This is a genomic window from Gammaproteobacteria bacterium (ex Lamellibrachia satsuma) (assembly GCA_019623805.1).
Taxonomy (GTDB): domain Bacteria; phylum Pseudomonadota; class Gammaproteobacteria; order Chromatiales; family Chromatiaceae; genus QGON01.
In genome coordinates this window covers 1,283,506-1,297,809 of the sequence record CP053680.1, presented here as the reverse complement: position 1 = coordinate 1,297,809, position 14,304 = coordinate 1,283,506, and the positions used below count along the sequence as shown (strand labels likewise).

Sequence of the window (14,304 nt, the reverse complement as noted above, 5' to 3'; positions counted from 1 at the left end):
CCGACTCCTAAGATGGATGAAAAGTGGGATAAAGTGGGTAAAAAGGGAAATTGCACCCAAGGGGGGAGAGTTTTTTGTTCCGTGGTGTCTCCAAGCTCAATCTGGATGCTAAAGGCCGTATGGCGATACCGACCAGGTATCGCGACAGCCTCGTGGAGATCTGTGCCTCGCAATTAGTGATTACGGTTGATAAAGATCGCTGCCTGCTGATCTATCCTAAACCGGTTTGGCTGGTGTTTGAAGAGAAGCTTAATGATCTCTCTGCCTTCGGTGGATCCGCTCGGAACCTGCAGCGACTCTATATCGGACACGCTCACGAAATCGATATGGATGGCCAGGGACGTATTCTTCTGCCGCCGGAACTCAGGGAGTTTGCCGGTCTGGAAAAAAAGGTTGCGTTGGTGGGGCAGGGGAAAAAATTCGAACTTTGGGATGAGTCGGCTTGGAGTCGGCAACGTGATGACTGGCTCGACAAGATCGATGAGGAAGGGCTGGAACTGACAGCTCAGCTGGAATCGATCTCACTCTGATGAATGAAGCATCGAGAGCGCACCGACCGGTACTTCTGGACGAATCGGTGGCGGCACTGGCCATTCGCCCTGATGGCGTCTACATCGATGGAACGTTCGGGCGTGGTGGCCATAGCGGCCAGATTCTGAATGGCTTGGGTGAGGCAGGCCGTTTGATCGGTATCGACAAGGATCCGGAGGCCATAACCCATGCCCAGGCTGTATTTGGTGGAGATGGCCGGTTTGTTATTGAGAGAGGTAGCTTCGCTATGTTGGCGGAGATTGCAGAACAGCAGGGAGTGACCGGTAAGGTCGATGGAATTTTACTCGACCTGGGTGTCTCCTCTCCGCAGTTGGATCAGGCGGAGCGGGGTTTCAGTTTTCTGCAGGAGGGTCCACTCGATATGCGCATGGATCCGGAGACGGGGTTTAGCGCCGCCGAGTGGCTGATGGGTGCGGAGGCGAAGGAGATTGCGGATGTGCTTAAAACCTTTGGCGAAGAGCGTCATGCGCGGCGCATTGCCCGTGCGATTGTGGCAGCCCGTCAGGAGCAGCCGATCAGGACCACACGCCAGTTGTCCGAGATCGTCAGTGCGGCCAATCCCGCCTGGGAGAAGGGTAAACATCCGGCCACCCGTTGTTTTCAGGGCATCCGGATCTTTATCAACCGGGAGCTTGAGGATCTGGAGCGTTTTCTGGACCAGGTACTGGACGTGCTGGCACCGGGCGGGCGGTTGGCAGTGATCAGTTTTCACTCCCTTGAGGACAGAATGATAAAGCGTTTCATGCGCGATCAGGCGAAGGGTGATCGTTTTCCGCCAGGCGTGCCTGTGACCCAGGCCCAGCTGAATCCAAAGTTACGACTGCTGGGCAAGGCCATCCGGGCCGGCAAGGGAGAGTTAGAGGAAAACCCCCGGTCCCGCAGTGCGGTGATGCGGGTGGCGGAGCGGCTCTCATGAGCTACTTCAAATTCCTCCCACTGGCTGGATTGATGTTGGCGGTAGTGCTTTCCGGCGTCAGTGTCGTTTATGCCAAGTATTTGAGCCGCAAGGCGTTTGTGGAGCTGCAGGTACTGCATGCCGAGAGGCGGCAGATCGACGTCGAGTGGGGGCGTCTGCAGTTGGAGGAGAGCACGCTGGCGACCCATGCAAAAGTTGAAAAGGCCGCGGACCGGGAGTTGAAAATGCACCGGCCGCGATGGGGTGATGTTGTGGTGATCAGGCGCTGAAGATGGCGGGATCGAAGAAAAAACGGGGACATGCTGAGAAGATCAAGGTGCCGAGCTACAAAGCTCGTCGCCTTTTTCTGCTTGCTGTGCTGGCTTTTGCCTTCGGTTCTCTGATCTGGCGTTCGGTTGATCGGCAGGTATTCGAGACGGCCTTCCTGCAGCAGCAGGGGGAGAAGCGTTATCTGAAACCGATGAAAGTGCGGGCGAGCCGCGGCATGATAACCGACCGGAATGGCGAACCGCTGGCGATCAGTACCCCAGTGAAAAGCATTTTCGCTAACCCACGCAAACTCAAGGCCGACAGTAAAACGATTGGTGCGATTGCTTCTATCCTGGATTTGAATCCTGACAGGGTACGGCGTCTGCTGGCCAGTGACCGGAGGTTTGTCTATCTCAAGCGGCGTGTCAATCCGGATGTGGCACAGCAGGTGAAGGCGTTGGATCTGGAAGGGATTGGCCTGGAGTCGGAGCACCGGCGCTTCTATCCCAGTGGCGAGGTGATGGCCCATATGGTCGGGCTGACGGGCATTGACGATCAGGGACTGGAGGGGATGGAGCTGGCCTACAACGAGTGGCTTTCCGGAGTGAATGGTGCCAAGCGGGTCATCATGGATGGTCGCCGCCGGGTGATCAAAGAGGTGGAGAATATCCAGTCTCCCCGCTCGGGTAACGATCTGGTATTGAGTCTCGACCGGCGCCTGCAGTTTCTCGCTTATCGGGAACTCAAGAAGGCGGTGAAGGCGCACAAAGCGGTTTCCGGCTCAGCGGTAATTCTGGATGCCAAGAGTGGTGAAGTGCTGGCAATGGTCAATCGTCCCGCCTATAACCCGAACGGCCGCCGCAGTAATCGCCGGGGCAGCTTCCGCAATCGCGCAGTGACCGATGTGTTTGAGCCGGGGTCCACGGTGAAGCCTTTTGTGGTGGCCGCTGCATTGGAGCAGGGACGTTTCAAGCCGGACACGCCGATCGATGTGAGGTCCGGACTGCTGCGCGTTGGACGTCATCTGGTCAAGGACTCGCACGACTACGGCCGCATCGACGTGGCAACAGTGTTGAGCAAATCGAGCAATGTGGGCGCCAGCAAGATCGCCCTTGCGCTGAAGCCGGAGGTCATGTGGAAGCTCTATTCCCAGGTCGGATTCGGCAGTTCGGCCGAAAGCATGTTTCCCGGTGAATCATCAGGTCGCCTGCCCCATTTTTCGGATTGGAGCGAGTTTGAGCAGGCCACCCTCTCCTTTGGTTACGGACTTTCAGTCACACCACTGCAACTTGCCGGTGCCTACGCCGTGCTGGCCAATGACGGGGTGAAATTACCTGTTTCCCTGTTGAAGGTGAGTGAGCTGTCCAAAGGTGAACGGGTTGTACGTCGCTCCACCGCGCGATCAGTGGTTCACATGATGGAAGCTGTGGTGGCCAAAGGCGGTACTGCACCCTTGGCGGCTATCCCCGGCTACCGCGTGGCTGGCAAGACCGGCACCGCCAAGAAGTCGGTTGCCGGAGGGTATGCGGAAGACAAATATCTCTCCCTGTTTGTCGGCATGGCACCGGCGAGTGATCCACGTCTGGTGATGGCGGTGATGATTAATGAACCGAGGGGTAAGGATTACTATGGCGGCAAGGTGGCCGCACCGGTATTCGCTAAGGTGATGAGCGGTGCATTGCGGCTGCTCAATATCCCACCCGATGCACCGCTGGTGGTGACGCCTTTGCTGGCGGATTCAGAGGGACGGCACTGATGACCGCACATGTGAACGCACAGGGCATACTGCTATCCGAGCTGCTTGGCGGGTTTGTGAACGTGACCCCGAAAGAGGACGGGGTGGTCACAAATATCAGCCTGGACAGTCGTTTTATAGAGGAAGGCGGGCTCTTTCTTGCCTGTTTGGGGGGTAGTGTCCATGGTCTCGATTTTGCCGATCAGGCGATAGGGCAGGGTGCAGCCGCCATCGTTTGGGAACCGGACGGTGTGGTGAACGAGCGAAAAGCGGAGAGGCTGGCGGCAGAGGTGGATATTCCACTTTTGCGGGTTGAGAATCTAGCGCGTCAGGCAAGCCTGTTGGCGGCACGCTTTTATGGTTATCCCAGTCGTTCCATGACGGTGATCGGGATTACCGGCACCAATGGCAAGACCAGTGTCAGCCATCTGCTGGCGCAGGCGCTGGAACCGGAAACACCCACCGGCATAATAGGCACCCTGGGGGCGGGTTTTGCCGGCGCGTTGATTGATACCGGCTTTACCACTCCTGATGCAGTAACGCTGCAGTCACTGCTGGCGCAGCTGAAAACCGAAGGGGCAAAAGCGTTGGTGATGGAGGTCTCCTCCCACGCGCTGGCCCAGGACCGGGCAGCTGCGATCCATTTTGATATCGCCGTATTTACCAACATCAGCCGGGACCACTTCGATTTCCACGGCACCATGTCGAACTACTTTGCCGCCAAGCAGCGGCTGTTCCATATGTCTGACCTGTGTTGCGCGGTGATCAATCTCGATGACCCCTTCGGTCCTGAACTGCTCGATTCTCTGGCGGCTGATGTGGATGCGGTGGTCTATTCGGTGAGTCCGGAGGCCTGTCCACCGGATGGTATCAGTGGCTGGATCAGGGCGGAGGTCATCCTGCCCACAGCCGACGGCATGGAGATTCACTTCTCCAGTCAGTGGGGCAGGGGCGTGTTGCATACTTCCCTGATGGGCCGGTTCAATGCCAGTAATCTGCTCGCCGCTCTCTCGGTACTGCTCTACAAAGGCTGGACGCTGGAGCAGGCTTTGGCAAAACTCTCAAAGGCTACAACAGTAGAGGGCCGCCTGGAGCGCTTCGGCAATGATGATCGCCCCTGTGTGGTGGTGGATTTCGCTCATACTCCGGATGCCCTGGAAAATGTTCTGCTTGCGGTACGCAGTCACTGCGCCAGCCGCATGACTATCGTTTTTGGCTGTGGTGGGGATCGTGATAGAGGCAAACGACCGCAGATGGGACGCATTGCTGAGCAGTATGCGGATAGCATTATTGTTACTGACGATAATCCTCGTGGTGAGGAGAGTCGCGCCATCATCGATCAGATACTGGCCGGGATGGAGCATCCCGAGCAGGCCAGGGTCGAGGCTAATCGGGCAGAGGCGATCCGTCTGGCAGTGCTCGGTGCCGGGGCGGAGGATCTGGTGCTGGTGGCCGGCAAGGGCCATGAGACCTATCAGCAGATAGGGGATCGGAAGCTGCCGTTCAGTGACCGGGAACAGGTTATCCAGGCGCTGGACGATTGGCAGGATGGGGGTAACTGACGATGCTGCTCTATCTGACCGATTGGCTTTCGCAATATGACACGGCATTCAATGTCTTTCAGTATCTGACCCTGCGCACCATTCTCGGGGTGCTCACCGCGCTGCTGATCTCGCTGTTGGTCGGTCCGGTGATGATCCGCCGGCTCAGTTTCCATCAGATCGGACAGACCGTACGGGACGATGGTCCGGAGACTCACTTTTCCAAGGCCGGTACGCCCACCATGGGTGGAGCACTGATTCTGGTAGGGATAGCCGTGGCCACCCTGCTTTGGTCTGACCTGGGCAATCGCTATGTCTGGATCGTGCTGTCGGTGACGTTGCTGTTTGGTGTCATCGGCCTGGTGGATGACTACAAGAAACTGGTACTTCAGGATCCACGCGGACTCGCCTCCCGCTGGAAATATTTCTGGCAGTCGGTGGTGGGCCTCGGGGCCGCCAGCGTTCTCTACTTTAGCGCGCAGAGTCCGGTGGAGACACAACTGCTGATCCCCTATCTAAAGAATGTGGCGCTGGATATCGGCCCCTGGTACATCCTGCTGACCTATCTGGTCATTGTTGGTTCATCAAATGCTGTGAATCTCACCGATGGACTGGATGGTCTGGCAATACTGCCGACGGTGATGGTGGGTGGGGCGCTGGGTCTGTTTGCCTACCTTACCGGGCACGTTGACTTTGCCGCCTATCTGAAAATCCCCTATATCCCGGGGTTGGGCGAACTGATCATTTTCTGCGGCGCCCTGGTTGGCGCCGGACTGGGATTTCTCTGGTTCAACACCTATCCGGCGCAGGTCTTTATGGGAGATGTGGGCGCATTGGCCCTCGGCGCTGCGCTGGGAGTGGTTGCGGTTGCGGTACGCCAGGAGCTGGTGCTGTTCATCATGGGTGGTGTCTTCGTCATGGAGACGATTTCAGTGGTGCTGCAGGTCGCCTCGTTCAAACTTACCGGGCGGCGTATCTTCATGATGGCGCCATTGCACCACCATTTTGAATTGAAGGGCTGGCCCGAACCCCGGGTCATTGTGCGTTTCTGGATCATCACCGTCATCCTGGTGTTGGTCGGATTGGCGAGTCTGAAGATCAGATGAGGGACGGGATGCAGGTCATGGCGCAGCAGGCAGGTAAAATCCTGATTGTCGGTCTGGGCAAGACCGGACTCTCCTGCGCCCGTTATCTTATGCGGCAGGGCGTGCCTGTTGCAGTGACCGATAGCCGTGAACATCCGCCCGGGTTGCAGGATCTGACCGATGAGATGCCGGATGTGGCGCTGTTTCTCGGCAGTTTTCAGCCTGAGGTATTTCTGGCCGCGGAGCAGCTGGTGGTCAGTCCCGGCCTGTCGTTGCAGGAACCTCTGATCCAGGAAGCTCAGCGGCGGGGCGTTGAAATCGTCGGTGACATCGAACTTTTCTGCAGAGCGGCACAAGCCCCTATCGTTGCCATTACCGGCTCGAATGGTAAGAGCACGGTCACCACGCTGCTGGGTGAGATGGCCCGTGCCGCAGGGTTGAAAGTTGCCGTTGGCGGCAATATTGGAGAGCCGGCGTTGGATCTGCTGGATGAAACAGTGGATCTCTATATTCTTGAACTGTCGAGTTTTCAGTTGGAGACAACCCAGTCCCTGAAGGCCGATGTGGCAGTGGTGCTGAATATCTCCGCAGACCATATGGATCGTTACGCCTCACTCGATGAGTACGCGAAGACTAAGGCGGTGGTTTACCGGGGCGCCAGGGTTAGCTTGGTCAATCGGGATGACTCGCAGGTCGTTTCCATGAGCGGTGCTGCCGGCGCTGAGTCGGGATTTACCCTTGAGGTGCCACAGGAAGACGATTTCGGCATTTGCGAGAACGCAGAGGCCCGCTGGTTGTGCCGTGGAACCACCCCCCTGTTACCTGTGAGCGAACTGAAGATCCCGGGTTTGCACAACCAGGCAAATGCGCTGGCTGCCTTGGCGCTGGGTGTGGCGGCGGATCTGCCTTTGCAGCCGATGTTGGCTGCCCTGCGGGGATTTTCCGGCCTGCCTCACCGTACTCAGTTTGTCGCGGAAAAAGGGGGGGTACGCTGGTACAACGACTCCAAAGGTACCAATGTCGGTGCGACCATCGCCGCACTGGAGGGTCTACACCCCCTGAGCGGAGAGAGCCGTAGCGTGCTGATCGCCGGTGGCGACTGCAAAGGGGCGGATTTCACCGAGTTGGCGCCGGTAGTTGAACGCACCGCCCGGGCAGTGATCCTGATCGGACGGGATGCCCAGGTTATCGAACAGGTTCTTTCCGGCAGGATTGTTGTGGAGTGTGCGGAGAGCCTTGAAGCGGCAGTGAGCCAGGCAAGAGAATTGGCAAAACCTGGAGACCGGGTGCTGCTCTCACCGGCGTGCGCCAGTTTCGATATGTTCCGCAATTTTGAAGCCCGTGGTGAAGCCTTCATTCAGGCGGTTGAGGGGCTGATGTCATGAATACGATGGCAAGGTCTCAGGCGAGCATGGGTGGTAAAGAAGGCGGTATCTCGCCACCAGCCATCGACTACTGGCTGATGGGGGCCGCACTGATTCTGCTCATGTTTGGTCTGGTGATGGTTGCCTCCTCTTCCATGTACGCCGGTGAGCGTATCGCCGGATCGCCCTTCTTCTTTGTGATCCGCCACATCATTGCGCTCTGTATCGGTCTTGCCGGTGCCATGGCGCTGTTCCGCGTACCTGTCTCATCCTGGGAGAAGGCCGGGCCGGTACTGGTGTTTGTCGGTTTGGTGATGTTGGTTTTGGTACTGATACCGAATATCGGTAAAGAGGCGAACCATGCGCGGCGCTGGATCCCCTTGGGTGTCTTCAACCTGCAGAGCTCTGAGTTCGTGAAGCTGTTCATGGTGATCTATATCGCCGGTTATCTGGTGCGTCGTCAGAGTGAGGTTACCAGTTCGCTGTGGGGTTTTGCCAAGCCGATGATGCTGGTGCTCCTGACCAGTCTGCTGATCATGCTGGAACCCGATTTCGGCACCACGGTGGTGCTCTTCGCCACGGTCTTGGGCATGCTCTTTCTGGGAGGGGTCGTGCTATGGCAGTTCACTATTCTGCTGACATCCTCTGCCCTGGCTGGTGGCGCACTGATCTACTTTTCAGACTACCGTTGGCGGCGGATCACCGCTTTCATCAATCCCTGGGATGACCAACGGGATAGCGATTACCAACTGGTACAGGCGTTGATCGCCTTCGGGCGTGGTGAAGTCACCGGTGTAGGTCTCGGCAACGGCATACAGAAACAGTTCTATCTGCCAGAGGCGCATACCGACTTTATTATGGCGGTGATCGGGGAGGAGTTCGGTCTGATCGGGACCCTGGCGGTGATTTTCCTGTTTGCCTTCATTACCTGGCGCGCCTTTCAGATTGGTACCCGGGCGATGGCCCGGGAGAGACGTTTTTCCGCTTATGTCGCCTACGGCTTCGGTATTTGGATCGGGCTTCAGTCGTTCATCAATATCGGTGTGAACGTGGGTTTGCTGCCCACCAAGGGTTTGACCCTGCCTTTTATAAGCTACGGCGGCAACAGCATTATTGTCACCTGTCTGGTGATCGCCGTGCTGCTGCGCATCGACCATGAACTGCGGCTTCAGAGTGACGGTGTAAAGTCGGGAGGTCGATCATGGAGCCGCGTGTGATGGTGATGGCAGGTGGCACAGGTGGACATGTCTTTCCGGCACTGGCGGTGGCTGACTGGTTGATGGCTGAGGGTATTGATGTCTTCTGGTTGGGTACGCGGCGGGGAATGGAGGCGAAACTGATCCCGCAGCGGGGCATTCCGATGGAGTGGATCGAGGTCCGTGGCGTTCGCGGTACCGGTCTGCTGCGCCGGTTGGCAGCGCCTTTTGTGATTTTGAAGGCACTCTGGCAGGCGTTGCGGGTACTGCGCAGAAACCGCCCGAGCCTGGTGCTGGGCATGGGGGGGTTTGTCTCCGGCCCGGGTGGCCTGATGGCACGCTTGTTGGGTATTCCACTGGTGATTCAGGAGCAGAATGCAATCCCGGGTTTTACCAACCGTCTTCTCTCCCGCTTTGCGACTCGAGTATTTGAAGCGTTCCCCGGTAGTTTTGACGCGACCAGGGGAGCGGTTGAGTCGGGCAACCCGGTGCGTCCGGAGATCGCTGCACTGCCGGAACCTGCAACGCGGTTCGAGGGCCGGGGCGGGCCGCTACATCTTCTGGTACTGGGTGGTTCCCTGGGTGCCCAGGCATTGAATGAGACGGTGCCGGACGCACTGGCTCGTCTGCCGGTTGGACAACGGCCTGAGGTGCGCCATCAGGCGGGCGAACGGAGCTATGACACTGCGGTCTCTGCTTATGAAAAGCATGGAGTAGAGGCTGATATCAGCGCCTTTGAGCACGACATGGCGGGTGCCTATGGTTGGGCCGACCTGGTGATCTGCCGGGCCGGCGCGCTTACCGTTTCGGAGCTGGCGGTAACCGGGTTGGGTGCGATTCTGGTCCCCTTTCCCCATGCGGTCGACGATCATCAGACCCGCAATGCGGCTTATCTGGTGGATGCAGGTGCTGCCCTGCTGGTCCCCCAGGCATCCCTGGATGCGGCGTCCCTTGCGGCCAGGCTGAAAGCCCTGCTGGTTGATCGGAAAACGTTATTGAAGATGGCTATCGCCGCGCGCCGCCTGGCACGCCCCGATTCTGCTGAAGTGGTTGGCCGTGCCTGCCTGGAGATGATTGAACGATGAGTGACAAGAATCGCCGCCGCCACGCCCCCGACAGCATGGGCCGCATGCGCCGCATCCATTTTGTGGGTATCGGCGGTGCCGGTATGAGTGGTATCGCCGAGGTGATGGTGAATCTGGATTATGCGGTTTCCGGATCCGATCAGCGTGAAAGCGCGGTGACCCGGCGCTTGGCCGGATTGGGCGCGCAGATATTCATCGGTCATGCTGCAGAGCAGGTCAGGGATTGTGATGCCGTAGTGATCTCCAGCGCCGTGAAAGCAGACAACCCGGAAGTGCAGGCCGCCAGAGAGTGGCGTATCCCGGTGGTACCGCGAGCGGAGATGCTGGCGGAGATCATGCGTTTCCACTATGGCATCGCGGTGGCAGGCACCCACGGCAAGACCACCACCACCAGCCTGGTGGCCAGTGTGCTGGGCGAGGCGGGGTTGGACCCCACTTTCGTGATTGGTGGACGCCTCAACAGCGCCGGCGCCAATGCACAGCTGGGAGAGGGAGACTACCTGGTGGCGGAGGCGGATGAGAGTGATGCATCATTCCTCTATCTGCAGCCCATGCTTGCGGTGGTGACCAATATCGATGCCGATCATATGAGCACCTACGGTGGTGAATTCGATCGTCTGCGCGGGGCCTTTCTGGAGTTTCTTCACCACCTGCCTTTCTATGGTCTGGCGGTGCTCTGTATCGATGACGCCGAAGTCCGGGGTCTGTTGCCTGAGATCACCCGGCGGGTGCGTACCTACGGATTCTCCGAAGATGCTGATGTACGGGCGGTGAAGGTCACCCAAGAGGGGGCGATCACCAGTTTCGGATTGGAGTGCGAGGGCTGGAATCAGGACCTGCGGGTCACCCTCAATATGCCGGGACGCCACAATGTGTTGAACGCACTTGCCGCGATTACCGTGGCGCTGGAGCTGGGTGTTGAAGAGGCCAGTATCCAGCGGGCGTTACAGAATTTTCAGGGGATCGGCAGACGCTTTCAGACCAGCGGCGACTGTCTGGTGGGCAATCGACGGGTAATGTTCGTCGATGACTATGCACACCACCCCAGCGAGATAGCCGCCACTCTGGCGGCAGTGAGGGCCGGTTGGCCGGAACGGCGTCTGGTGTTGTCCTTTCAGCCCCATCGCTACACCCGCACCCAGGAGCAGTTCGAGGATTTCGTGCAGGTGCTCTCGCAGACCGACGTGCTGCTGCTTACCGAGGTCTATGCCGCAGGGGAAGTGCCTATTCAAGGTGCGGACGGGCGTGCGTTGAGCCGCGCCGTGCGTGCACGTGGGCAGGTTGATCCGGTATTTGTCGAGCCGCTGGCGGAGTTGCCGGAGGTCCTGGCAGGTCTGCTGCAGGAGGGAGACATAGTCCTTACCCTCGGCGCGGGCAGCATTGGAGCCATCGCTGCGGATTTGCCGAAAAGACTGTGTGAGGGGGTTGTCGGATGAATAAATTGTTCGATATGAGTCGGTTCCATCAGGGTTGTGGGGAGGCCTTGAATTCCGCCCACCTCCAGCTGTGTTTCGGCTCGTCGCAAGACAATGAGAAAGATGGGCTGCAGCAGACCGGGCGGAATCGAAATCTGCTTTCGGCACATCGACCCGATGACCAAAGATGTGGAGGGGAGACCCGGAAATGATGCCTGCGCTGGATGAAAAATCGCTGCGGGGTGAGCTGCTGTTCAACGAGCCCCTGTCCGGCCATACGACTTGGCGGGTAGGCGGTCCGGCGCGTCGTTTCTACCGTCCTGCGGATAGCGCGGATCTGGTGCAGTTTCTACTGCAGTTGGAGGCGGATGAACCGCTGCTCTGGCTGGGGCTGGGCAGCAACCTGCTGGTGCGTGACGGTGGTTTTCCCGGCACGGTGATTGCCACTCAGGGTCGACTCAACAGGCTGGAATGGCAGGACGGGACACGGCTCAATGCGGAGGCGGGTGTCTCCTGCGCCAAGGTGGCGCGCACTGCTGCGCGGGCGGGTCTTTGCGGGGTCGAGTTTCTGGCGGGTATCCCCGGCACACTCGGCGGTGCCCTGGCGATGAATGCCGGTGCCTTTGGTGGTGAGGTCTGGGATCAGGTGAAACAGGTGGAGACCCTGGACCGTTACGGGGAGGTACGGAAACGCACTCCAGATGACTTCGATATCGGTTATCGCAGCGTAAAGGGTACTGCAGGGGAGTGGTTCCTCTCCGCCGAACTGCAGCTGCAGTCAGGGGATGTGAACGCGTCTCAACAGGTGATTCGGACGCTGTTGGAGCGGCGTGCGGCGACTCAGCCCACGAGCCTGCCGAGTTGTGGCTCCGTATTCAGAAATCCGACGGGCAACCATGCGGCAAAACTGATTGAGTCAGCGGGTCTCAAGGGGACGCGGATTGGCGGTGCACAGGTCTCTGAAAAGCACGCTAATTTCATCATCAACACCGGCGATGCCACAGCGGCGGATATCGAGGCCTTGATAAATAAGGTGCAATCCGAGGTTGAACTGCACAGCGGTGTGTTGTTGCTGCCGGAAGTCCACCGGGTTGGAGAGGCGCGGTGAAGCGGCAGCAGAAAAAAGCGCCGCTCAGCCGGTGGAATAATGGGCTGGCTTTTCTGCAGGTGTGGGGGTTTGCACTCCTGTTGTCCGTACTGGGTGGAGTTGGCGCAGCCTGGGGGGTTGCCCAGCTGCAGGATCCAAAAGTGATGCCGCTGCGCGTGATTGGGATCGATGGAGAGATATCACATCTCGATCCGAAACTGCTGAAACAGACAGTGGTAAAAGCCATTCGCGGCAGCTTCTTCAGTGTCGACCTCGAGTTGATCCGTACCGAAGTGGAAGGATTGCCCTGGGTGGCAAGTGCAAGTGTGCGGCGGGTCTGGCCCGATACCCTGCGGGTTGATGTGGTGGAGCAGGTGGCACTGGCACGCTGGGGTAAGGGGGCATTGGTCAACCGGCGGGGAGAGATCTTTCGTCCCCAGCAGCGGCTAAAACTGCCTGAACTGGTGACTTTGGAAGGGCCGGAGAGCAGCGCTGTTGCCATCAGTCGCGATTTTCTGCGTTTTGAGGCGCTGCTGAAGACCGTAGAGCTGGATCTGAAACATGTTTTGGTCGATGCCCGACAGGCGTGGCGGCTGAAGACCCGCCGGGGCCTGACATTGAATTTGGGACGATCTGACATCGCCTCACGACTGGCACGTTTTGTACGCCTCTATCCCGGCTTGGGAGATGGTAATGAGGGGCAGTTGGAAGCGGTGGATCTGCGTTATACCAATGGATTTACGGCACGCTGGAAGGCGTTGCCGAAGCAGGAATTATCAACAGACAATCCGGCTCGGCAGAGCGGGAAAAACCGGATTGCAGGACTCTGAATGACCAAGAAAAGTGAAAAGAATCTGATTATTGGCCTGGATATCGGCACCTCCAAGGTGGTGGCTATCGTGGGAGAGGTCAAGACCGGTGATGAGATAGAGATCATCGGCATCGGCTCCCACCCCTCACGCGGGTTGAAGAAGGGGGTCGTGGTGAATATCGAGTCCACGGTCCAGTCGATTCAGCGGGCGGTGGAAGAGGCTGAGTTGATGGCGGGCTGCGAGATCCACTCGGTCTTTGCCGGCATTGCCGGCAGCCACATCAGCAGCCTCAACTCTCACGGCATCGTGGCGATCCGTGACAAAGAGGTGACCCAGAGTGATGTGGAACGGGTGATCGATGCGGCCAGGGCGGTGGCGATCCCGGCGGATCAGAAGATCCTGCATATCCTGCCCCAGGAGTTCATCATCGATGAGCAGGAGGGGATCCGCGATCCCATCGGTATGTCGGGTGTGCGCCTCGAATCACGGGTTCACATGGTCACCGGTGCCGTCAGCGCGGCGCAGAACATCATCAAATGTGTGCGCCGCTGCGGTCTGGAGGTCGATGACTTGATCCTGGAGCAATTGGCATCGAGTTACTCGGTTCTGAGCGAGGACGAAAAGGAACTTGGGGTCTGCCTGGTGGATATCGGCGGCGGCACCACCGATATCGCTGTCTTCACCGGTGGGGCGATTCGCCACACCGCAGTGATCCCCATTGCCGGGGATCAGGTGACCAATGATATTGCGGTGGCGTTACGCACACCGACCCAGCACGCGGAAGAGATCAAGATCAAATATGCCTGCGCCCTGACCCAGTTGGCCACCAACGATGAGACCATCGAGGTGCCCAGCATCGGTGACCGGCCACCGCGCAGGCTTTCGCGTCAGACCCTGGCGGAGGTGGTTGAACCCCGTTACGAGGAGTTGATGACGCTGATTCAGGCGGAACTGCGACGTAGCGGTTTTGAGGATGTGATTGCGGGCGGCGTGGTGCTGACCGGCGGAAGTTCCAAGATGGAAGGGGTGATCGAGTTGGCGGAAGAGGTGTTTCACATGCCGGTCAGACTCGGGGTGCCGCAATACGTCACCGGGCTGGCCGACGTGGTGCGCAACCCGATCTACTCCACCGGCGTCGGGTTGCTGCTGTTCGGTAACACGAACCGGAGTCGCGGTGTGGCGGATCTCTCTCATGATGGGGGAATGAAAGCGATCTGGGAACGGATGAAGAATTGGTTTCAAGGTAATTTTTAACTTTATGTAGTGC

Annotated in this window: 13 protein-coding genes; all 13 read left to right on the top strand. The window is 58.6% G+C overall.

What is annotated here, in order from left to right; all coding sequences use genetic code 11:
* Positions 1-74: 74 nt before the first annotated feature.
* On the top strand, positions 75-530 hold the full coding sequence (mraZ, locus tag HPY30_05425) for a division/cell wall cluster transcriptional repressor MraZ (GenBank protein ID QYZ65472.1): 456 nt from the start codon (positions 75-77) through the stop codon (positions 528-530).
* Positions 530-1,468, top strand: a complete 939-nt coding sequence (gene rsmH, locus HPY30_05420) for a 16S rRNA (cytosine(1402)-N(4))-methyltransferase RsmH (protein QYZ65471.1) — start codon at positions 530-532, stop codon at positions 1,466-1,468. The genes mraZ and rsmH overlap by 1 nt, the downstream gene beginning before the upstream one ends.
* Complete coding sequence (gene ftsL / locus HPY30_05415; GenBank protein QYZ65470.1) at positions 1,465-1,737, top strand: cell division protein FtsL; 273 nt, start codon at positions 1,465-1,467, stop codon at positions 1,735-1,737. The genes rsmH and ftsL overlap by 4 nt, the downstream gene beginning before the upstream one ends.
* A gap of 2 nt (positions 1,738-1,739) precedes the next feature.
* Positions 1,740-3,473 carry a penicillin-binding protein 2 gene (locus tag HPY30_05410; GenBank protein ID QYZ65469.1) on the top strand — a complete coding sequence of 578 codons (1,734 nt, stop codon included), beginning with the start codon at positions 1,740-1,742 and terminating at the stop codon, positions 3,471-3,473.
* Positions 3,473-5,014, top strand: a complete 1,542-nt coding sequence (locus tag HPY30_05405) for a UDP-N-acetylmuramoyl-L-alanyl-D-glutamate--2,6-diaminopimelate ligase (protein QYZ65468.1) — start codon at positions 3,473-3,475, stop codon at positions 5,012-5,014. The genes HPY30_05410 and HPY30_05405 overlap by 1 nt, the downstream gene beginning before the upstream one ends.
* 2 nt (positions 5,015-5,016) lie before the next feature.
* A complete protein-coding gene (locus HPY30_05400) occupies positions 5,017-6,099 on the top strand; it encodes a phospho-N-acetylmuramoyl-pentapeptide-transferase (protein ID QYZ65467.1) in 1,083 nt (360 codons plus the stop codon).
* Positions 6,100-6,107: 8 nt separating this feature from the next.
* Positions 6,108-7,463 (top strand): UDP-N-acetylmuramoyl-L-alanine--D-glutamate ligase, encoded by a 1,356-nt coding sequence (locus tag HPY30_05395; protein QYZ67921.1) that lies wholly within the window; start codon positions 6,108-6,110, stop codon positions 7,461-7,463.
* Positions 7,460-8,659 (top strand): putative lipid II flippase FtsW, encoded by a 1,200-nt coding sequence (gene ftsW / locus HPY30_05390; GenBank protein QYZ65466.1) that lies wholly within the window; start codon positions 7,460-7,462, stop codon positions 8,657-8,659. Before HPY30_05395 ends, ftsW begins: the two co-directional genes overlap by 4 nt.
* A complete protein-coding gene (murG, locus tag HPY30_05385) occupies positions 8,644-9,723 on the top strand; it encodes an undecaprenyldiphospho-muramoylpentapeptide beta-N-acetylglucosaminyltransferase (protein ID QYZ65465.1) in 1,080 nt (359 codons plus the stop codon). Before ftsW ends, murG begins: the two co-directional genes overlap by 16 nt.
* A complete protein-coding gene (gene murC, locus HPY30_05380; GenBank protein QYZ65464.1) occupies positions 9,720-11,159 on the top strand; it encodes a UDP-N-acetylmuramate--L-alanine ligase in 1,440 nt (479 codons plus the stop codon). Before murG ends, murC begins: the two co-directional genes overlap by 4 nt.
* 190 nt (positions 11,160-11,349) lie before the next feature.
* Complete coding sequence (gene murB / locus HPY30_05375; GenBank protein ID QYZ67920.1) at positions 11,350-12,246, top strand: UDP-N-acetylmuramate dehydrogenase; 897 nt, start codon at positions 11,350-11,352, stop codon at positions 12,244-12,246.
* Positions 12,243-13,055 carry an FtsQ-type POTRA domain-containing protein gene (locus tag HPY30_05370; GenBank protein ID QYZ65463.1) on the top strand — a complete coding sequence of 271 codons (813 nt, stop codon included), beginning with the start codon at positions 12,243-12,245 and terminating at the stop codon, positions 13,053-13,055. The genes murB and HPY30_05370 overlap by 4 nt, the downstream gene beginning before the upstream one ends.
* The gene (ftsA, locus tag HPY30_05365; GenBank protein QYZ65462.1) at positions 13,056-14,291 is read left to right on the top strand and encodes a cell division protein FtsA; all 1,236 of its coding nucleotides are present in this window, start codon (positions 13,056-13,058) and stop codon (positions 14,289-14,291) included.
* Positions 14,292-14,304: the final 13 nt, after the last annotated feature.